Origin of the sequence: Acinetobacter sp. AOR12_HL, assembly GCF_027855275.1 — a bacterium.
GTDB classification, from domain to species: Bacteria; Pseudomonadota; Gammaproteobacteria; order Pseudomonadales; family Moraxellaceae; genus Acinetobacter; species Acinetobacter baumannii.
Window position 1 is genome coordinate 1 of the sequence record NZ_JAKTIJ010000016.1, and the last position, 22549, is coordinate 22549.

Annotated in this window: 14 protein-coding genes and 2 tRNA genes; 6 read left to right on the forward strand and 10 right to left on the reverse strand. The window is 39.2% G+C overall.

Annotated elements, in window-relative coordinates:
* Positions 1-76 precede the first annotated feature (76 nt).
* Positions 77-1221, forward strand: a protein-coding gene (locus tag MKL36_RS06465) for an IS3 family transposase (protein WP_085944219.1) whose coding sequence is annotated in 2 segments (ribosomal slippage) — positions 77-341 and positions 341-1221 — 1146 coding nt in all. Because the reading frame shifts where the segments join, the coding sequence is not laid out codon by codon here.
* A gap of 60 nt (positions 1222-1281) precedes the next feature.
* On the opposite strand, the gene MKL36_RS06470 is transcribed toward MKL36_RS06465, so the two are convergent.
* From MKL36_RS06470 to MKL36_RS06480, 3 genes are all read right to left on the reverse strand, one after another.
* Positions 1282-2769 carry an SIR2 family protein gene (locus MKL36_RS06470; RefSeq protein WP_147506167.1) on the reverse strand — a complete coding sequence of 496 codons (1488 nt, stop codon included), beginning with the start codon at positions 2767-2769 and terminating at the stop codon, positions 1282-1284.
* A 176-nt stretch (positions 2770-2945) separates the two neighbouring features.
* Positions 2946-3035, reverse strand: a tRNA-Ser gene (locus tag MKL36_RS06475).
* Between the two features lie 85 nt (positions 3036-3120).
* Positions 3121-5151 carry an NADPH-dependent 2,4-dienoyl-CoA reductase gene (locus MKL36_RS06480; protein WP_021511468.1) on the reverse strand — a complete coding sequence of 677 codons (2031 nt, stop codon included), beginning with the start codon at positions 5149-5151 and terminating at the stop codon, positions 3121-3123.
* A gap of 265 nt (positions 5152-5416) precedes the next feature.
* Here MKL36_RS06480 and argG point away from each other — a divergent pair, with 265 nt between their 5' ends.
* On the forward strand, positions 5417-6775 hold the full coding sequence (argG, locus tag MKL36_RS06485) for an argininosuccinate synthase (protein WP_001986427.1): 1359 nt from the start codon (positions 5417-5419) through the stop codon (positions 6773-6775).
* A 59-nt stretch (positions 6776-6834) separates the two neighbouring features.
* Here argG and MKL36_RS06490 read toward each other — a convergent pair whose 3' ends face one another.
* Positions 6835-8097: a GGDEF domain-containing protein gene (locus tag MKL36_RS06490; RefSeq protein ID WP_021511467.1), complete on the reverse strand. Its 1263-nt coding sequence runs from the start codon at positions 8095-8097 to the stop codon at positions 6835-6837.
* 149 nt (positions 8098-8246) lie between these two features.
* Here MKL36_RS06490 and pyrC point away from each other — a divergent pair, with 149 nt between their 5' ends.
* The 4 genes from pyrC to MKL36_RS06510 all read left to right on the forward strand — a co-directional run bounded on the left by pyrC (position 8247) and on the right by MKL36_RS06510 (position 12320).
* A complete protein-coding gene (pyrC, locus tag MKL36_RS06495; RefSeq protein ID WP_021511466.1) occupies positions 8247-9281 on the forward strand; it encodes a dihydroorotase in 1035 nt (344 codons plus the stop codon).
* Positions 9266-9928 carry a ribonuclease T gene (gene rnt / locus MKL36_RS06500; protein WP_021511465.1) on the forward strand — a complete coding sequence of 221 codons (663 nt, stop codon included), beginning with the start codon at positions 9266-9268 and terminating at the stop codon, positions 9926-9928. Before pyrC ends, rnt begins: the two co-directional genes overlap by 16 nt.
* Positions 9929-9946: 18 nt before the next feature.
* Positions 9947-10022: transfer RNA gene (locus tag MKL36_RS06505), tRNA-Glu, on the forward strand.
* A gap of 183 nt (positions 10023-10205) precedes the next feature.
* On the forward strand, positions 10206-12320 hold the full coding sequence (locus MKL36_RS06510) for a TonB-dependent siderophore receptor (RefSeq protein ID WP_000364469.1): 2115 nt from the start codon (positions 10206-10208) through the stop codon (positions 12318-12320).
* Between the two features lie 58 nt (positions 12321-12378).
* On the opposite strand, the gene MKL36_RS06515 is transcribed toward MKL36_RS06510, so the two are convergent.
* From MKL36_RS06515 to MKL36_RS06540, 6 genes are all read right to left on the reverse strand, one after another.
* Entirely contained in the window at positions 12379-13623 is a 1245-nt protein-coding gene (locus tag MKL36_RS06515) for an NADH:flavin oxidoreductase/NADH oxidase family protein (protein WP_000077972.1), read from the reverse strand.
* 185 nt (positions 13624-13808) lie between these two features.
* Complete coding sequence (locus tag MKL36_RS06520; protein WP_021511463.1) at positions 13809-15398, reverse strand: ABC transporter ATP-binding protein; 1590 nt, start codon at positions 15396-15398, stop codon at positions 13809-13811.
* Positions 15376-16386: an ABC transporter permease gene (locus MKL36_RS06525; protein ID WP_021511462.1), complete on the reverse strand. Its 1011-nt coding sequence runs from the start codon at positions 16384-16386 to the stop codon at positions 15376-15378. The genes MKL36_RS06520 and MKL36_RS06525 overlap by 23 nt, the downstream gene beginning before the upstream one ends.
* On the reverse strand, positions 16386-17438 hold the full coding sequence (locus MKL36_RS06530) for a microcin C ABC transporter permease YejB (protein ID WP_021511461.1): 1053 nt from the start codon (positions 17436-17438) through the stop codon (positions 16386-16388). The genes MKL36_RS06525 and MKL36_RS06530 overlap by 1 nt, the downstream gene beginning before the upstream one ends.
* 29 nt (positions 17439-17467) lie before the next feature.
* Entirely contained in the window at positions 17468-19303 is a 1836-nt protein-coding gene (locus MKL36_RS06535; RefSeq protein WP_021511460.1) for an extracellular solute-binding protein, read from the reverse strand.
* 15 nt (positions 19304-19318) lie between these two features.
* Entirely contained in the window at positions 19319-22534 is a 3216-nt protein-coding gene (locus tag MKL36_RS06540; RefSeq protein WP_021511459.1) for a lytic transglycosylase, read from the reverse strand.
* Between the last annotated feature and the right edge of the window lie 15 nt (positions 22535-22549).

Consider the following 22549-nt stretch of genomic DNA (forward strand, 5'->3'; position numbering starts at 1 on the left):
AGAGGTGGATCAGGAAATTTGAACAACACTTATAAGTGATATTTTGCTCCCCAAATGATGTTATAAACATCAATATATGGAGTATTTTATGGCACGTAGACCAAGAAGAAATCATTCAAATGATTTTAAAGCTAAGGTAGCACTTGCTGCGATTAAAGCAGAAAAAACACTTGCTGAATTGAGTGCTGAATTTGATGTTCATCAAAACCAAATTATCGACTGGAAAAATCAACTGATTTCAGCTTCCTCGCAAGCTTTCGATCAATCAAAAGCTCCAACAGAACCACCCATCGATCTAAAAAAACTACATGCAAAAATCGGTGAGCAGGCATTAGAAATTGATTTTTTAGAAGGTGTGTTGAAGAAACTGGGCCGCTTCAACCACAAAAGTTAATCGATGACTCACTTCAGATTTCAGTATCTAAGCAAGCTCAGCTGCTGAAAGTCTCCCGTGGTTGTTATTACTATCGCCCAAAACCTGTGAGTGCATCAGATCTGAAGCTGATGCGGTGTATGGATGAGTTACATATGCAATACCCTTTTGCAGGTAGCCGTATGATGCGTGATTTGTTGAATCGTCAAGGACATCATATAGGACGACGTCATACACGTACTTTAATGAAGAAAATGGGCATTAATGCGTTATATTGCAAACCAAATTTAAGCCAGGCTAATCAAGCTCACCGCAAATATCCATATCTGCTCAAAGGATTGGCTATTCAGCGCAGTAATCAAGTGTGGTCTACGGATATAACGTATATCCCTATGGCAAAAGGCTTTGTTTATTTATGTGCTGTGATTGATTGGCATAGCCGCAAGGTACTTGCGCATAGAGTATCGATTAGTATGGAGGTTACATTTTGCATAGAAACATTAAATGAAGCTATTGAAAAATATGGTCGACCTGAAATATTTAATACAGACCAAGGCAGTCAGTTTACCAGTGATGCATTTATTGATGTATTGAAATCAAATGACATCCAAATCAGCATGGATGGTAAAGGTCGATGGGTTGATAATGTGATGGTTGAACGATTATGGCGGAGCGTTAAATATGAAGAGGTGTATCTCAAAGCCTACAGCAATGTTTTGGATGCGAAGAAGCAATTAAACGCATATTTTGAATTTTATAATTTGAAACGACCTCATTCGAGTCTGGACAAAATGACTCCAGATGAGTTTTACTATGACCAGCTACCACAACAAAATAAGGTAGCTTAACTAGAGCAGAGTATCACTTATAAATAAGCTTTTAGTTGTTCAAACATGTGGGACCACCTCTTATAAACATAATAATTTTCTATATTCCGAACTACGATCATCTGGGAAAGTATCAATATGTTTTTTTAAATCATCTAAAGAAATAGTATCATTTAATACAAAGTAGAATATAGCTTCTAATTTATAAGTCTTTCTAATCTCATCGGTTTGTAGAACACTATCAATAGTAGTTGCATTGAAATTTTCATAACGTTCTTTTTTAGATTTTTCACAATAGTCTTTAATTTTATCTGCTTGCGATTTCTTTAATTCCTCAGCGCATTTTAATTCAGGACATATAGAACTAAAACCATATGCAGGAAACCATTGATTACTTGGAACGCCCATCTCATCAATTAATATAATGACATCATCCTTTTTGTTTGCAATAAGATCAAAATACTCACTAACAAGCTGAGCAGTATTATTATACTTATAAAGGTATTCAACTTTTTCTTTCGAATCAATTGCAAGAACTTTATCTGAGTTCTTTAACGTATCTAACCCATCTGCCACACTAACTTTAACAGTACCACCTGCAACAATTTCTCTAACAACTTCTAATACTTTCCTAACTTCAAGTGCAGATACTGGTAATGAAAGCTCTTCTATCGCTTTAAAAAGGCTTATATAGTCATCCGTTTTAACTTTATTGATTCTAATCATTGAACCATTAATAGAAATATCATGGTCTTGAATTTCTAGTGAGTCAGAACCAGGCTCGTATTCAACAAGTAAAAAGTTCTTTCTAATTTCTTCAGCTTGTGGTGAGTTAATTTCAACATATTTATAAATTGTGCTTAATATTTCTTTAATATTATCATCGCCAACACTATAACCTAAAAAAATAATTGGATTGTGAACAAATAAAGAAATTAGCTGGGCTCTAATTAACTCATATCTTTCAGCAAAGTTCTTATAATCATTCTCCGTTAAAATGATTTTTTCAGGGTAATTTACGCATCCATGAATTTTATAAATAGAACCATACGGATTACTTAATAAAATTTCATTACCAATCAAAGGCTGAAATTGAATTAAATCCTCAATCATACGGTCATAATTTGTCGTTACAACAGAAGAAATATTCTTTGAAATTCTCTTAAAACATTCAATCTCAGGAAGCATACTATCTTTGTAATCTAAAGTAGATAGTAGGTTTTTTACATAAATTTTAAAACGACTCAACGACTTATTTTCACGACTAGCTTCATAAAATAGATCATTAATATCTTTAAACTTACCATCTCTATCTTTAGCAACCAGTTCGTTAAATTCTAGCTCAAGTAACTGAGCTAATTGCATAAGATCATATGATCCATCCTGGGTCTTATGCACCTTGTTCTTCATATCATAAAATTTTTCATCGGTGCCATAGAGATCAATAGCTACATACTTCAAAAGCCCTTCCCAATTAAAAGAGTTATTTAAATATCGAAGACTTAGACCAGTACCCACAAATAAAACTGGGTGATTCTTGTAACTACTAACAAACTCAAAAATGTCCATAACTTAACTTCTAAATTGTTGTTCTGAAGATAAGCACATCTTATATATTAGAAACAATTCAAGCAATTTGATAATTAGTATTTCAAAATTAAATATTTTTTGCTTACTACAGGCTTACGTTGCATAAACCCCAAAAACAACAAAGCCCCGATTATCGGGGCTAAGTCATTGATATTTGGCGGAAGCGGTGAGATTCGAACTCACGGAGGACTCACACCCTCGTCGGTTTTCAAGACCGGTGCATTAAACCGCTCTGCCACGCTTCCATGTGCGTAAGAATACAAAGCTTATTCATTTTATTCAAGAAAAAAATCATTGCTTTGTGTTCAAGTGCATATTGTTTCATCAATTTTACAGTTGGGCAGCCAATTCTGCTCCTTCTTTAATCGCACGCTTCGCATCTAGCTCTGCTGCGAGCTTTGCACCACCAATAATATGGTAGTTCGCTATAGTCGACTCCCCTTCTTTTGGCATCAAGTCTTTTACCGACTCTTGCCCCGCACACACCACAACGGTATCTACACGTAAAAGCTGGTCCTGACCATTATGCTCAATCCAAAGCCCTTCATCGGTAACTGCTTTATATTGCACGCCACGAAGCATGCGTACACCGTGCTTTTTAAGCTGGGCACGATGTACCCACCCCGAAGTCTTGCCAAGACCAATACCAAGAGGGGTTGTTTTACGTTGCAGCAAATAAATTTCTCGTATCGCTGGCTCAACTACTGGTGGTTGCATACCACCTTCAGAAACATAATTTGGATCTGGGTCTACACCCCACTCACGTTGCCACTCGGCTAAAGGTTGAGGCTGTGGTTGATGTGGAGGTTTAAGTAAAAATTCTGAGACATCGAAACCAATACCACCTGCCCCAATCACTGCAACTTTTCGTCCAACTTCAGCGCCCTGTAAAACTTGAGCATAAGAAAGAACTTGAGGTGAATTACTTCCTTCAATCTTTAATGCACGCGGCACGACTCCAGTTGCCACAATCACCTCATCAAAACCTTCGCGTTCAAGTTGTTCACGATTAACACGAGTATTTAAACGAACATCTACGCCAGTTTTTTGAAGTTGTACTTTAAAGTAGCGAATCGTTTCGTGGAATTCCTCTTTACCCGGCACAACCTTTGCAAAGTTAAACTGACCACCTACATCTGCATTGGCTTCAAACAAAGTCACTGCATGACCGCGACTTGCAGCAACAGTTGCAGCAGACATACCGGCTACACCACCACCTACAACGGCGATACGCTTTGGTTGTTTGGTTTTTAAATAAACCAATTCAGTTTCATGACCTGCACGTGGGTTTACTAAACAAGACACACGCGTATTTTTAAATGCATGATCTAAACATGCTTGGTTACAGGCAATACACGTATTGATTTCATCTACACGATTGGTCGCAGTTTTATTTACCCAAAAAGCATCGGCCAATAAAGGGCGTGCCATTTGGATCATATCTGCTTTGCCGGTTGCCAAAATCTCTTCAGCAGTTTCAGGCATATTAATACGGTTAGACGCAATGACTGGAATTGAAATATGTTGTTTTACATGAGCCGTATAATCGACAAACGCTGCACGAGGGACCGAGGTGACAATAGTCGGCACACGTGCTTCATGCCAGCCAATACCCGTATTTAATAAAGTGACACCCGCTTTTTCTAAAGCTTTCGCAACCGTAACCACTTCTTGCATGGTGTTACCGTCATGCACAAGGTCGAGCAACGATAAACGGAAACAGATAATAAATTTTTCGCCAACTTTTGCGCGGATCGCTTTGACAATTTCAACTGGGAAACGCATACGGTTTTCAATTTCACCACCCCAACGGTCTGTACGCTGGTTTACATGGCGACTTAAAAACTGGTTAATCAGATATCCTTCCGACCCCATAATTTCAACGCCGTCGTAGCCTGCCTTTTTGGCAATGTCGGCACACTGTGCATAATCTTCAATGGTACTGAGAATATTTTTTTCAGAAAGTTGACGTGGCTTAAATGGTGAAATCGGTGATTTTATTGGACTCGAAGACACTACAAATGGTTGGTAACCATAGCGTCCTGCATGCAAAATTTGCATCAAAATTTTTGAACCATGTTTATGGACGGCATGAGTCACCAAACGGTGCTGCGGAATATCAAATAAGCTATTCATGGTTCCGCCAGCCGGAGCCAACCATCCTTGACGGTTCGGAGAAATACCGCCAGTCACAATCAAACCAACTCCACCTTTGGCACGCTCTTCAAAATAAGCTGCCAGTTTTGGGTAGTTAAAAAAGCGGTCTTCTAATCCCGTATGCATAGATCCCATGACCACACGGTTTTTAATGGTAGTGAAGCCCAAATGTAATGGTTTTAATAAATTGGCGTAACTTGTCATGCTGCGTCCCAATATTTTTTTGCAACTTGTTGCATAGTACTTTAATACTTTTTTGATAATTTTGGATGACCAAGAATTATTTTTTATTTGAGATTATGGTCAATCTATAAATGAAGCAGATAATCCCATATTTTTCTTTAAATAATAAATAGCCATCAGAACAAGTGAATTAATGCTTTTTTTGCCAAAAAAAGCACCATGAATAGTGCTACAATAGCCGCCATTCAGAATTCTCGAGACCGCCTCAACGGGGTCTTTTTCATAAATGTTAGGATTAGCAATGACTGATAATGCAACTATCTTGCAGCATGTACCAGTAGGCAAAAAAGTTGGGATTGCCTTCTCCGGTGGTCTAGACACTTCAGCTGCTTTATTGTGGATGAAACAAAAAGGCGCTGAGCCTTATGCATATACTGCAAACTTAGGCCAGCCAGATGAAGATGACTACGATGCAATTCCAAAGAAAGCAGAACAATACGGCGCTGTAAAAGCTCGCTTGATTGACTGCCGCTTACAATTGGCGCTTGAAGGTATTGCTGCAATTCAGTGTGGTGCATTCCATATCAGTACAGGTGGTGTTCCTTATTTCAATACGACTCCACTCGGTCGTGCAGTAACAGGTACTATGCTCGTTACTGCCATGAAAGAAGATGACGTAAACATCTGGGGTGATGGTTCAACTTATAAAGGTAACGATATTGAACGTTTCTATCGTTATGGTTTGTTGACCAACCCAAATCTTAAAATTTACAAGCCGTGGTTAGATCAAAACTTTATTGATGAGCTTGGTGGCCGTGCAGAAATGTCACAGTTCCTCATCGACAACGGTTTTGACTACAAAATGTCAAAAGAAAAAGCGTACTCAACTGACTCAAACATGTTGGGCGCAACTCACGAAGCAAAAGATCTTGAATACCTAAATGCAGGTATCAAAATCGTTGACCCAATCATGGGCGTTGCTTTCTGGAAAGAAGAAGTTGAAATCAAACCAGAAGAAGTGACTGTACGTTTTGAAGAAGGTGTACCTGTTGCATTAAATGGTCAGCGTTTTGACAATCCGGTTGAGCTTATTCTTGAAGCAAACCGTATCGGTGGCCGTCATGGTTTAGGTATGTCTGACCAAATCGAAAACCGTATTATCGAAGCGAAATCTCGTGGTATTTATGAAGCACCGGGTATGGCCCTTCTTCATATTGCTTACGAGCGTTTGGTTACTGGTATTCACAACGAAGATACGATCGAACAATACCGCATTAACGGTTTACGTCTAGGCCGTTTACTTTACCAAGGCCGTTGGTTCGACTCACAAGCGCTTATGTTGCGTGAAACTGCACAGCGTTGGGTAGCTAAAGCGATTACTGGTGAAGTAACACTTGAACTTCGTCGTGGTAATGACTACACCATCATGAACACTGAATCTCCAAACTTAACGTACGAAGCTGAACGTTTAACAATGGAAAAAGGTGATTCAATGTTTACGCCAATGGACCGTATTGGTCAGTTGACTATGCGTAACCTCGACATTACCGATACACGTGCAAAACTAGGTATCTATACAGATGCTGGCTTGCTTTCAATCGGTCAAGGTTCTGCTGTACCTCAATTAGACAATAAGAAAAAATAATTTCTTATAAGGTCAAAAGAGCCACCTCAATAGGTGGCTTTTTTATACTTAAAGTTAAGTTAGGCAATTTCGGCGACTTGTAATGGTTGATAATAAATTTGATTACGACCAAGCTGTTTTGCCCGATATAAAGCCTGATCTGCCGCATGAATAAGCCTATCTTGTCCCATCTTTAGCCCACCCGTATATACGGTAAACCCTAAACTGATAGTGACATACTTCGACACTAAAGAAGCTGCGTGAGGAATCGCTTGCCGCTCAATGGCTTTATAGATATTTGCAGCCACTGAATAAGCACCCTGTGCAGGTGTTTCAGGTAAAAGTACAACGAACTCCTCGCCCCCATAACGCGCAACAAAGTCGACATGACGAATCGAGTTTTTAATTGCAGAAGCAATAGATGAGATGACTTTATCTCCCATCTGGTGCCCGTAAAAATCGTTATAGTTTTTAAAAAAATCAATATCAATAAATAAAACAGCTAAAGGACGCTTCTCTTGATTTGCTCGGTAGTAGAAAAAATCAAACATCTCATCAAATGTACGTCGATTCGAAATTTGAGTCAGGGCATCCTGCTGGCTTAAATGCAATAACTCCGACGCTTCAATCCGTAAGATCTGCTCATTAATTTCAGCAAGCTGGTTATTTAAAAAAAGGCTTCTTTCTCTTGAGATGAGCATACTACTAATCGAGAAACCTAAAATACAACTACCGAACAAAGCACGACCCAGTGCAATATAGTCACAATTTACGTCTAACAAAATAAGAAAAGCAAAAACTAAAAATGCTGCCAATAAACCAACACAAAGCATATGCAAAGGTTTAATACCGCTTAATATGAACCCGAGCATATATAAAAATGAAAGAAGCAACATAGACTGGTTCTTCAGCGCCATATTTCCGACACTAAGCAATAACATCGCATTAATAATAATGGTTAAAAATACAATGCCACATGCAGCTAAATAAAAGTGCTCGGAGAGTTTTGTAAATTTGGCAAAAAACCAGAACAATAACAGGGCAAGTGCAATATTCATTGCGCTAAGTAAGCAATGAATAAAGTCCAAAGTAATATAAGGTACCCCAATCACTAAATAGTCGGTCGGCAGGGCCAATAAAATAAAAATTAAATAAGTGAGTACACCACTTGCTAGAAACTTTGAGATGTTCTGTCTAGTTCGATCAAGATTTAAACACCAGAATTTTTTTTCCAGTTGTTTGGGCAAAGGCATATTGGCATAACGATGGGTATGTAGAGTGACCAAATACTCGATTTCTTCTTTAGATTTGAGTAATTGATGTACATTTCCCCTATTCGCCACTAGTCGATTCCTACATATTCTGCATTAACAAAATATAACATTATTTTTTAAAGCTCCCTGCGCTTTATTTTGCAATTTGTCCGTAATTCTCGTTACCATTTTCACACTTTATCGATTATCATTTGTTTTATTTCGAAGTTTGAACTGCCTTGAACTCTATTACCCTGCTCCAGCCAGATGATTGGCATGCACATTTACGTGATGGTTTAGCATTAAAACGTACTGTTCCAGATTTGGCTAAACAATTCGCCCGCGCGATTTGTATGCCTAACCTTGTACCGCCTGTAAAAACAGTAGAAGAAGCTTTAGCTTATCGCGAACGCATTCTTGCTCATGTTCCGGAAGGCAATAATTTTGACCCTCGTATGGTGCTTTATTTTACTGACCACACTTCACCTGATGAAGTTCGTAAAATTAAAGAATCAGAACATGTAAATGCGATTAAGCTTTATCCTGCTGGTGCGACCACAAACTCCGATAATGGTGTGAGTGATATTCGTAAAGTTTATGCAGTCATTGAGCAATTAGAGGAACATCAAGTTCCGTTATTGCTTCATGGTGAAGTAACTCACAATCATGTAGATATTTTTGATCGTGAAAAACGCTTCCTAGATGAGGTATTATCACCTCTATTGAAACAGTTCCCGAAACTTAAAATTGTGCTTGAGCACATCACTACTAGTGATGCAGCACACTTTGTTTTAGAACAAGACCGTAATGTGGCGGCAACAATCACTCCACAACATTTATTATTTAACCGTAATGATATGTTGGTTGGTGGTATTAAACCGCACTTCTACTGTTTACCAATTTTAAAACGTCAAACGCATCAAACGACTTTACTTGAAGTGGCGACAAGCGGTAATCCTAAGTTTTTCTTAGGTACAGATAGCGCTCCTCATGCACAAAATGCAAAAGAGAATGCTTGTGGATGTGCAGGCTGCTATAGTGCACCAAATGCAATTGAGCTTTATGCACAAGCATTTGACCAAGTCGGTAAATTAGAGCGTCTAGAAGGTTTTGCTAGCCATTTTGGTGCAGACTTCTACGGTCTACCACGTAATACTTCTACCATTACTTTGGTTAAAGAAGATAACCTCGTTCCAGAATCTTTTGATTATTTAGATAATCAAAAAATCATCCCGCTGCATGCCGGGAAAACGCTGCAATGGAGAAAAGTGTGACACAAGAAAACTCTGTCCCGGTCATTGGCCAACGTTTTCGTGGCTTCTTACCTGTTGTTGTCGATGTTGAAACGGCAGGTTTTAATGCCCAGACAGATGCATTGCTAGAAATCGCATGCATTCCGATTGTGTATAATGCTCAGGGACAATTTGTCCCTGGTCCTGCATTTCATGCACATATTAACCCTTTTGAAGGGTCTAACCTCGACCGCCGTTCGCTAGACTTCATTGGTATTGATCCATTCAACCCAATGCGTATTGCAATGGCTGAAGATGAAAGAACTGCTTTACGTCGCATTTTTAAATCGGTCAATGAAGTTCGTAAACAGCAACATTGTACTCATGCAGTACTCGTAGGCCACAACGCACATTTTGACCTTGGTTTTTTACAAGCGGCCATTGCTCGCTCAGGTACAAAAAACCAAAACCCGTTCCATAGTTTTTCAGTGATGGATACGGTCACTTTAAGTGCAGTAATGTTTGGACAAACTGTACTTGCAAAAGCATGTATTCAAGCTGGAATTGAGTTTGATGGTAAAGAAGCACACTCTGCTTTATACGATACTCAAAAGACTGCTGAACTGTTTTGCTATATTTTGAACAAACTGTCTCCTTACCTCCTTGACAGTTTGGTGGCGGCTTCTTAAGATACCGCCATCCTCAACGTCCCTATCGTCTAGAGGCCTAGGACATCGCCCTTTCACGGCGGTAACCGGGGTTCGAATCCCCGTAGGGACGCCATATTCTCTTCATATAAAATTTTTCTCTCTAAGTTCTGTCTTCTTATTCTTTTTATATTTTTCTTTATTTCTAAATAAAATACACTTGTGCAAATATATCACTGATCCAGTATTTCCTTTACATAGATTTACAATATAATAATTCTTATTTTTATACTGATATTTATTATCAAAAAGGTTTTAAATGGATCTTAAGCTTCGCCTTCTCTCCCTGAGTATTGCACAACTATGCTGTATTCCGGCTGCTTTTGCAGACACGAACAACTCTTCAACTACTCTTGCAACTATCAAAATTAAAGCCCAACAGGCATCTGACCAGACTTATAAAGTGGATAGTTCCAGTAGTGCTACGCGTAGTGAAATTGCATTACAAGATACCCCGCAATCTGTGAGCGTAGTAACCCAAAAAGTAATTGAAGATATTGGTGCAACTCGCTTAGTTGAAGCACTTGATTTAGCTGGTGGCGTGACTCGTGCTAATAACTTTGGTGGTCAAGGTTTAACTGGTTTTAACGTGCGTGGGTTTACCAGTGGTGAGTTTTATCGAAATGGGTTTCCAATTAACCGTGGCTATCCAAATGCGCCGGATAGCAACACAATTGAACGTGTAGACGTTTTACGTGGCCCCTCTTCTAGCTTATATGGACGTGGTGACCCAGGTGGTACGTTTAACTTAATTTCTAAAACACCAAAGTCTGAGCAACAAACCACTTTAGGTGCACAGCTCAACAGTGAAGGTTTATATCGCACTACTGTCGATACAACAGGTACTATCCCAAATGCAGAAAATATTGGTTATCGCCTAAATGTAATTGCAGAAGGTGGGGATAGTTACCGTGACCATGTCGAATCTAAACGTTATGGAATTGCTCCCGTCATTCAATGGCAAGCTACTGATGCCACCAAGGTTACTTTTGAAGCCGATATTTTAAGAAACCAACATCCACTCGACCGTGGTCATACACGTTATCCAACACAGAAATCTTTTAATAGCTCACCAGAAACCTATTTATGGGAAACGGGTAAATACTACAATCGACTCTACAATGATAACAATATGACTCAATTACGAGTTGAACATGACCTTGGGAATGACTGGAAGCTAAATGCTGGCGTGCAATATTTAAATGGCAAATTGCATGGCTATGCAGTAGAAGCAAATGGCATTCAGGCTGATGGAGAAACATTAGGGCGAAATTACAATTATCGCGAATTAAAATGGCAAGATACCGATGCCCAAATTAATCTCACAGGTAATTTTCAGCTTTTAGGTTTAGCCCATACTTTAGTGACTGGGCTTGAATATGAAAATTATGATTATAAGTCATACATTATTCGCTCAAGCGGAGATATCGGTAGCTACCCTATTAATATTTATAATCCGGTTTTAGGGCAACCTTTACCTGAGCTCAATCGTGTAACCACACATGACCGTGAAAACTTAAAAACAACGGCCCTTTTTGTACAAGACCAAATCGACTTAAATGAGCGTTTAAGTGCACTCTTAGGCTTACGATTTGAACATTACGAGCACGATTACAAAAACCTATTACCAAATACTACCAACTGGAATACCAGTCATGATGCATTTATTCCACGTTTAGGCTTAGTTTATAAAGCAAGTGATGACCTTTCACTCTATGGCAATGCTGCAAAATCTTTTAAACCAAATACTGGCGCCAGCCGTAACGGAGAAGGTTTTGATCCTGAAGAAGGTACGGCTTACGAGTTAGGTTTTAAATGGCAAGCACTTGATAATATGTTATCGATTGATTCCGCTATTTTTTATGCTAATAAAGAAAATGTCTTAACATTAGACCCTGTTGATTCAGCTTATAAAGTCGCTGCTGGCGAAGTTCGTAGCCGTGGCATTGAGTTAAATATTGCTGGTCAAATTACACCTGCCTGGAAAATTATTGGTGGATATGCTTATACAGATGCGGAAGTAACTAAAGACAATACTTTGCAAAAAGGAACAGCTCTAGCCAATATTCCAAAGAATAGTTTTAATCTTTTAAATATCTATGAATTTCAGGATGGTCCTTTACAAGGCTTAGGTCTGGGCATCAATCAAAAATATATTGATAAACGTGCAGGTCAGACAGCTAATAGTACCTATACCATGAAAGGTTATGCAGTTACAGATTTGGTTTCTTATTATCAGGCGACACCAAAACTTCGTCTTAACTTAGATGTGAAGAACATTTTTGATAAAGTTTATGATGAAAGTGCTTTCAATTTATATGCTTATCCGGGTGAATCACGTACCGTTCAATTAGGTATGAGCTATACGTTCTAAATTGAGCATAAAGGTACTATTTCATCCTTAGAAATAGTACCTTTACTTTAAGAAATTTTTACGCTGACTTACGTGAATTCACGCGTCCTTGAACAACAGCCTTAATATTACCCTTGGCATAATTTAAAAACACGATTAAAGGTGACAGTTTAGGATTTGGCTTTTTACCCTGCCCAATGGCTTTAAATTGTGCCGCGTACCAAATAATTTCCATAATTGCCATTTTATCGACAAAAGGTAAACCTGTTTTAATTGGTTTTACGGCGTAGCGAACGTCTTGGCCTGCGATTAAACGGTCAGTTAAATCTGTTTCAACAGCAAGTGGACGAGCAATACCAATAAAGTCGCATGCCCCACTTGCTAGAGCAGCATTCATGCCTTCTACTGTACGGAAGCCACCTGTCACCATAAGTTTACATTTTACATGCTGACGGATTTTTTCAGCGAAGTCTAAGAAATACGCTTCACGTGCAATAGTACTTGCCTTACGTTTATCCGCTTTGGCACCAGCCATTGCAGGTGCTTCGTAAGTTCCACCTGAAATTTCAATTAAATCAATCCCAGCTTCATCAACTGCTTTAAATACCGAAATCACATCTTGTTCGCTAATACCACCGCGCTGGAAGTCGGCAGAGTTGAGCTTAACGGAAATAATAAAATTATCAGAAGTTGCTTCACGTACTGCTTTATAAACTTCTAGTAAAAAGCGAGTACGGTTTTCGATTGAACCACCCCACTGGTCTGTACGTTTATTGGTTAATGGTGATAAAAACTGGCTAATTAAATAGCCATGTGCACCATGTAACTGTACCCCTTCAAAACCCGCCTTTTCACAAATACGAGCAGCGTTCGCAAAACGTTTAATAATATCCAAAATTTCTTCATGCGTAAGAGCACGTGGAGTACCAAACATAGTCGCTAAAGCTGGGCTAAAAGGAACTGCCGAAGGTGCAACTGTTTCTTTATTTAGGCCCTTTGGACACTGACGACCAGGGTGAGACAATTGGATAAGTTGTACCATCCCATATTGTTTACCGACTGCTGCCCATTCTTTTAAACGCTCTAGGTCACGCTCGGTTTCAATCACCACTACCCCAGGTTCGTTTTTGGCCTCTACATTGACCATAACATTTCCAGTAATCGCACAGCCCAAACCACCTTTGGCCCATGCACTATACAAACCTAAATGTAATTCATTCGGCTGGCCTTCATAGTTTGCAAGTGCCTCACTCATTGCACCTTTAATAATCCGGTTTTTAAATGTGGTATTTCGAATTGTGATTGGTTGTGCAATCTGGCTCATGGTTAACCTCTTTTAATATTTTAGAGCAATTACTCTAATTTAGATGAGTTATAGGTCATGTCAAGGGGAAATCGATAACTGACAATAGCACATGTCAAATTTAAAAAATATAAAAAAATGCAACTTTTTGCATTAAAAATTTAAATAAAATTTATTATTATAAAACAGAATCTTATTAAATATATTTAACAACTTGCTGCAATTAATTGCTTGGTATATTCAGTTTTTGGGGTATTAAATAACTGCTCAGTTGGCTGATATTCCACAACTTTTGCATGTCGTAATACCATCACTTTATGACACAGTGCTTTGACCACATTTAAATCATGACTAATAAAAATATAGCTCAAGTGCTCTGTTTGTTGTAAACGTCGTAATAATTGAATCATCGCTTTTTGCGTGGTTCGGTCTAAGGCAGACGTTGGTTCATCTAAAATTAAAAGTTTAGGTTGAACTACTAAAGCTCTCGCTAAAGCAACACGTTGTCGTTGCCCACCAGAAAGTTCATGTGGATAGCGATGTTGAAAGCCCTCAGCCAACTCAACTTTTATTAAAGCTGATTCAACTTGCTGTTTAATTTCTTTATCAGCTATCGCTTTGACTTTTAACCCTTCAGCAATAATCTGCCCTACCGTCATACGTGGGTTTAGACTACCAAATGGATCTTGGAAAACAATCTGTAAGTCTGACCTGATCTTGCGTAAAGCTTTTTGTTCTAAGTGGTTTATATCTTGCCCTAGAAAGTTAATCTGTCCCTCACTTTTAATTAATCGAACCAGAGCCAAAGCCAATGAAGATTTTCCGGATCCACTTTCACCCACAATGCCTAATGCTTCGCCTTGAGCAAGCTCAAAATTTACATTTTCAACCGCATTGGTATAACCCTGAATTCGGTTAAAGAAACCACGTCGTATTGGATATTTAACATTGAGTTGTTGAACAGATAAAATCTTATGACTGGTTGAACGTTGCTCAGCGAAACCAAGATCATGATCTAACAATTGCTGGGTATAAATTGACGCAGGATTTTTAAAGATCTGCTGAAGCTGACCTTGCTCTACAACTTGTCCTTTGTGTAATACAATCAGCTTATCAGCATAACGGCGTACCAAATTTAAATCATGGCTAATCAAAATCAGTGCCATACCATATTTGCTTTGCAAAGATTTTAATAATACTAAAATTTGCGTCTGTAAAATCACATCAAGCGCGGTAGTTGGTTCATCTGCAATTAAAATTTTAGGTTGAAGAGCTAGCGCAGCCGCAATCATCACCCGCTGTTTTTGACCACCTGAAAGCTCATGCGGATAACGTTTTAAAATGTACTCTGGATTAGCAATTCCTACATCTTTTAATAATTGAATTACCTGCTGCTGAGCTTTCGATTTTGATCTACCTTGTAAAATAAAATTTTCACCGACAATTTTTTCAACCCGATGTAATGGGTTTAAAGCTGTAGAAGGCTCCTGAAAAATCATGGCAATATGATGGCCACGTAAATAAGTTCTAGTCTTTTCGTCTATTTCTAAAATATTTTTTGAATCAATAATAATACGACCAGATGTTTTTAATTTTTCTGGTAATAATCCCATCATCGCCAAGCAGCTTATTGTTTTACCTGAACCACTCTCACCTACAATTGCAAGCGTATCACCAGTTTGTAAGTGTAAATTGAGACCTTCTAATAAAGTCTGATCTTGCGTAGAGATTGAAAGGTTTTCTATGTTTAGCAAGCTAGCATCTTCACTTAAGTTATTTTCTTGGGTCAAATGCATCACGTGCCGCCTCCCCAATATAAATTAATAATGACAATACAAAAGCTAAGCTAAAAAACCCAGATAAAGCCAACCACGGTGCGTCTAAGTTATTTTTACCTTGCAACAACAACTCACCTAAAGAGGCTGCATCTGGCGGCAAGCCATAGCCCAAGAAATCAAGTGCGGTTAAAGCAATAATATTAGTCGTCAAAATAAAAGGTAACTGCGATAGACTAGAACTTATGGCATTTGGCAAAATGTGCTTAAAGATAATTGTTCTATCATTTACACCTAAAACCTGAGCCGCACGCACATAGTCAAGTTGACGCGCTTTTAAAAATTCGGCACGGACAATTCCCACAAGTACAGTCCAGCTAAAGAACAGCATAATAAAAAATAGCCAATATACATTTGGGGTAAACATGCTGACCAAAATCATGACCATAAAGAGCATGGGTAAACCATTCCAAACTTCTACCAACCGTTGCCCTAACAAATCGACCCAGCCACCATAGTAGCCTTGTATAGCACCCACAAAAATACCAAGTAGTGCTGCACAACCTGTTAAAGCCAAGCCGAAAAGTAATGAGACTCTAAGCCCATAGAGAATACGTGCAAGCACGTCTCGCCCTTGGTCATCTGTCCCTAACCAGTTCTGCTTAGAAGGTGGTGATGGCACAGGTACAGCTAAATCTAAATTAGGAGTCTGGTAAGAAAATCTTATAAGCGGCCAAATAGCCCATCCTTTATGGTTGATAAGCTTTTGTACAGCGGGATCTTTATAATCTGCTTCTGTTTCAAACACGCCACCAAAAGTGGTTTCGGGATATGTTTTAAAGACAGGCAAATAATAAGCGTCCTCATATTTCACCAACAATGGTTTGTCGTTAGCAATGAGCTCAGCAGCTAAGGACATCATCAAAATGAGACTAAATAAAACAAAGCTTGCCCACCCTAATTTATGTTGCCTAAACTTTTGCAGTCGTGATCGCACAATAAAAGACATTATTTGCCTCCTTGTGCGTCAAAGTGAATACGCGGATCAATCCATTGATACAGTACATCGCAAATAAGTCGTAAAAGCAGACTAAACAGCGTGAAGAAAAATAATACGCCAAAAATAACCGGATAGTCTCGCTGAACAATTGCTTCAAAGCCCAACAACCCCACACCATCTAGGTGAAAAATAATTTCAATAAAAAGATTTCCCACAAAGAAAATGCCTGCTAAAGCTTCCGGCAATCCAGCAATAACCACTAAAATGGCATTACGGAATACATGTTTATATAAGACTTGTTGACTATTTAAACCTTTTGCATAAGCTGCCAAGACATAAGGTTTATTAAGCTCTTCTAAAAATGAATATTTGGTTAGATAAGTTAGGCTGGCAAAACCACCCAACACCATGGTAATAAGCGGCAACGTCATGTGCCATAAATAGTCCGTAATTTTTCCGAACCAACTCAATTGATAAAAATTATCTGACACTAGGTTTTGTAATGGAAACCACTGAAAATATGAACCGCCAGCAAAAAAGACAATAAGCAGTATACCAAAGACAAAGCTGGGTACTGCATAACCCACCACTAGCAATAAAGAAGTGGAACGATCAAACCATGTCCCTTGTTGCTTCGCTTTTTTAATTCCAAGTGGAATTGAAATAAGATAAATCAGCAAAGTGCTCCATAGCCCAAGTGAAATTGACACAGGCATTTTTTCCCAGAGCAGCTCAACCACTGATTTATCTTTAAAAAAGCTTTGTCCAAAGTCTAAAGTCAAATAGCCTTTTAACATCAGTAAAAAACGTTCTACTGGAGGATGGTCAAACCCGTATTGGGCTTTAATTTGCTCAACCATTTCGGGGCTTAAACCTTTAGCACCTTGATAGTACATTTCAGTGCCTAATATACGCCCTGCTCCTAAGCCACTTTCTACTTCATGAATTGCCTGTTCAACTGGTCCACCCGGTGCAATTTGCACGACCACAAAGTTGATCAATAAAATAATGAACAACGTTGGAATCATTAAAAGAAGTCGCTTTAGAATATATGAACCCATATAACAGGATTTCCTTTAGGTACGTGCTTTTATTGTTGATGTAAATATTGAGCAACTTTCTTAGCTTGGTTTGCATTACTCCACCAATACTCTATACCGGCAGAGAGCACAGGTTTCACTTTAGGCTGCTGATACATATTCCAGTACGCATACCAATAATCCCCTTTTCCATAAGTCGGGATCTGGTAATATCCTGCACGAAGCAATCGGTCAAGAACATGAGTATAAGTGATTTGCTGTTCACGGTCTTTGGCAGTGACCAGTTTTGAAATCACCTCATCAATTACCGGATTACGAATACCAGCGTAGTTATAGTTGCCATTTTGAACTGCTGCTGCACTTCCCCAGAACTGAGCCTGCTCATTGCCCGGGTTTAAAGATTGCGGCAAATTCATCGTAGTCATGTCAAAGTCATAACGGCGTGTACGCTCTAAATATTGCGGCGCATCAACCTGCCGTAAATTAATATTAATTCCTAATTTTTTTAAATTTCTTACAAATGGCATCAGTGTTCTTTGTTTGCCATCTTGCTGAATGAGAAACTCAATTTTTACAGGTTTGCCTTCGGGTGTATATAATTGCCCTTCTTTAATTTTATAACCCGCTTGAATCAACAACTGTCTAGCAATTAATAAATTTTGCCGGTTAAAACCACTGGCATCTGAGGCTGGATATTTCCAATCAGCCAAAACAGCTTTTTGCATGACTGGAGAGAGCTTTGGTAACAGAGGCTTTAATATGGCCATTTCATTGTTTGAAGGACGACCTGTCGCTGCCAAATCACTATTTTCAAAATAACTTTGTAGTCTTTGATATTGTCCGTAAAACAAAGCTTTATTTTGCCATTCAAAATCATAGGCATAAGTCAAGGCTTGTCTAAAGCGGATGTCATTGAAAGGTTTGCGCCGTGTGTTAAAAACATAACTCTCGGTTGCAATGGGGTTATGATGTCTAAATTTATATTGCGTTACCAAACCTGCTTTTACAGCCGGAAAATGATAGTCAGTGACCCATTTTTTTGGATTAGTTTCTTCATGCAAAGTATATTGCCCAGATTTAAAACCTTCGAATGCAATGTCCCAATTTCGGTAATAAACATACTTTAAATGATCGAAGTTATAGCGTCCTTTATTAATAGGTAAGTCTTTTGCCCAATAATTTGGATTACGTTTATAACTAATACTCCGACCTGCATCAATTTTCTCAACAACGTAAGGCCCTGAACCTATAATCGGTTGCAAGCTAATACGGGTAAAATCACGTTTCTGCCAATCTGCTTTTGAGTAAATCGGTAAACTCGCCACAACAAATGGCATTTTAGGATTATGGCTGGACTTAAAAGTGAATTTAACTTGATGTGGGTTTATCACTTCTGTTTTCGATAAGTCTGCAAGATACATTTGTAGACCAAAATTAGATTTGGTTTGATAGGTATCAAAGCTAAATTTCACATCTTCAGCTGTTACGGGCAGTCCATTACTAAATCGAGCTTTTGGGTTTAAATAAAAAGTAACTGACTGGGTTTTTATAGGATCATACGAAACTTTTTCTGCCAAGAGTGGATATAACACGCCCACTTCATCAAGTGACTGGGTCATTAAAGTATCAAAAAGATAATTTACCCCTTCTGTCGCATTTCCCTTACCGTTCATACTGTTTAAGTTATCAAATGTCCCTTGCGCAGCCTGACTCAATACTCCGCCTTTAGGTGCATTCGGGTTGGCATAAGGCATAGAAGCCATTGCCAGATATTTAGGCTTAGAATGAATTGCGATATACGGCGTGGTTTGCTGAGCAGAGAATATAACTTGCGAAAAAACACTGAGCCCGACTAGCAGGCTCAGTTGAGAATATAACTTTTGCATAAAGTACTAATTATTCTATAAATTAGGCACTTTAATGATATCGCCAATACGCAATTGAGTCGACGGTGTTAGGTTGTTGAGTTCCGCCAATAAAGTGGTTTCTAAACCATATTTACTCGCAAGACCAATTAAGGTATCACCACGTTTGACTTTGTATTCCACTACAGTTTTTGGAATCACAATATTTTGTCCACGCTGTAAATTGGCATTTGCTTTTAATGCATTCATTTCAGCAAGTTCACGAACTGAAATACCCGCACGACTCGCAATAGCATTTAACGACTCACCAGCTTTAACCGTGTACTTTTCAGTATTTTTTCCTGCAACTACAGCTTTTGGAGACGATTTCGCCGTATCCGTTTTAGCTGTTTCTACTGTTGGTAAATCACCTGTTAATTTTAAGCGTTGACCAACACGAACATTACTGTTGCGAGACAAACCGTTCAATGCAGCGAGGTAATCTAACTGTAAATGATAGCGGTTAGCGATATTTCCTAGGCTATCACCAGATTTAACTGTGTAGGTTTCTGGTGTTTCTTCTTTGGTATTTTTAGCCGAAACTTTGCTAGTTGTTTCAACTTCACCAGTTAATTTTAAACGCTGACCAGCACGAAGGCCTGCAGTACGTGACAAACCATTCAAATCAGCCAAATAACTGGTTTGTAAGTTATATTTAGCTGCAATTGCATTTAAGCTATCGCCTGACTGCACAACATATTGGTCAGGAACTGATGCACCAGCCGGAACTTTTAGAGTTTGTCCCAGTTGGACATGACTGTTCGCTTTTAAGTTGTTCAGTTCAGCAAGCTCAGCTAGGCTAATTTTAGACTTGGTCGCAATGCTTGATAATGTATCACCACGCTGCACTTTATAACTTTCAGTTTTATATGATGGACCTGCTGCAAGCTTTTCATATTTACCAGAAGCCTTGCTGTCGTCAACTTCATCAACAGTGATTTCTTTTGCAGGTACATTAATTTTTTGGCCTACAATTAAATTACTACCAGCTGATAATCCTGGTGTTAGGTCTGCCAACTCTTGATTAGATAATGCATAACGGTCTGCAATTAATTTCAAATATTCGCCACGTTTAACCGTATAACTCTTCGTTGCAATGCGACGTGTACTTGCTTGAATTACCTTTGGTTCTACTTTAGCAGCACGATTACCTTTAGGCTCTTTTAACTGTAATTTTTGCCCTACAAACAAGCCATCTGTTACAGACAAATCGTTATATTCAGCTAGCTGTTTCACTGACAAATTAAATTGATTTGCCACTCCTGTTAAACTGTCATTTGCTTGAACAACATAGACATCAGGTTTAGCTGCCGATTTTGCCGTAGTTTCCACCTCTTGAGGCTTAGCATCATAGAGATATAGACTGGTTCCTACAAATAAAGTCTTTTCAGGGTCAATCTGGTTCCATTTAGCTACATCACGCCAGTTCACACCATTCTTCATGGCAATAACTGCTAAAGTATCGCCAGGCTGTACTGTATAAGTACTACGCTTACCTTTAGGTTGTACAACCACAACATCTGTATCAGTCTTAATATAAGGCTTATCTTTATTGCGCTGAGCATCTTCAGAGTTTGCAAGAGTTGCATCTTCAGCTAAAGTTTTTGGATAAGCAAAACCTTTACTTACTTCTTTACCTTGCTGCTCAGCAACAGATTGGCTGGTCTGAATTGCGGTTAACTTAATTTTGCCATCATACGGATCGACAATTTCTGTACCCTGAGGTGCAAGTGCTTTTAACTCGGCAACAACTTGGTCTTTTTCAGCTTGAGTAGCTTGAGGCTCTAAAGCTTGATCAACTGTTTCCTTTTCTCCTTCAGCACGCACTGCCGCTAAAATTTTCTCGCGTTCAGTTGCTGAAATTGGTGGTTCCGTTCTCACAGGTTTGATATTTGCAGCCGGAGTGACCGCAACAGGAATACGCGGTGCACTTGGTACATCAGCTGACGCTGCAAAAGCAGCTAGCGCATCAGAACCACGAGGTGTTGCAGTTTTTACCGTTACCGAGCTGCTACTTGTTTTAGCAGGCGTCGATGGTCTTACTGGCTGAGCTGGAGTTGATGGAGTAGTTCTAACTGTGACTGAAGTTGAAGTCGTTGTGGTCGGTTTAGACGGCGAAGTAACACTTGCCCACCAGCCTGAACTTCCACCTGCTTTCATCCCTTTTAACTTGTTATCCACTGAAGGACTTATATCAGCTGGAATCAAAATACGCATTGGACTTGCAGGGTCTACTGTTTCACCACGATAGCCTGGGTTTAATGCATATAACTCAGCACGGCTAAGGCCCGTTACCGATGCGATTTCATTTAAAGATAATGGTGCAGATAAGGTAACTTCACGGAAATGGGGCCTGTTTGCAATCGGAGGTAACGAAACCCCATAAGCGCGTGGGTTTTTAATAATTTGTGCAACAGCCAAGAAACGCGGAACATAGTTCATGGTTTCTTGCGGTAATTTTAGTGACCAATAGTCTGTTGGCAAACCAGCAGCCTGATTTCGGTTAATCGCCTGTTGAATACGACCCGGACCAGCATTATAAGCAGCCAAAGCTAATTCCCATGAACCGAACTGGTTATATAAGCTTCCTAAAAACTCATAGGCAGCACGAGTAGATTCCACAACATCACGGCGTCCGTCGTACATACCCGTTTGTTGTAAACCATAAATACGACCAGTACTTGGAATAAATTGCCATAAACCCGCCGCCGCCGCACTACTTGTTGCAGCTGGGTCATATGAACTTTCAATCACTGGTAATAACGCAAGTTCGGTTGGAAGACCACGGCGTTCTGCTTCTTTAACAGTATGATATAAATAACGACTTGCGCGAGCACTTAAGCGGTCAAGGTAGGGCTGACGTGAGATAAACCAACTACGCTGTGCTTCAATACGTGGATCCCAATGATTGAGGTCCATTTTGAAGCCTACGGCCATACGCTTCCAGACATCACCGTGTTTTAAAATAAGTAAACGGTCGCCCTCTACAGCACGCATATCTGTTGCTGAAAGTAAGTCTTCTAAAGAGTCCAGACTGCTTGCATCAAGATAGCCTGCTCCACTCACCTGTTTTGTTTTCGAGGTTTTTGCAGATTGCGGAGTCGAAGAACAGCCTGTTGTAATACCCAACGCAGCTAAAGCAGAGCTAAGGACTGTAATTTTGAATAATGATGCTGCAGATGGCTGCCACACAAATGTGGTTGGTTTATACATAAAAACTTCCAAACA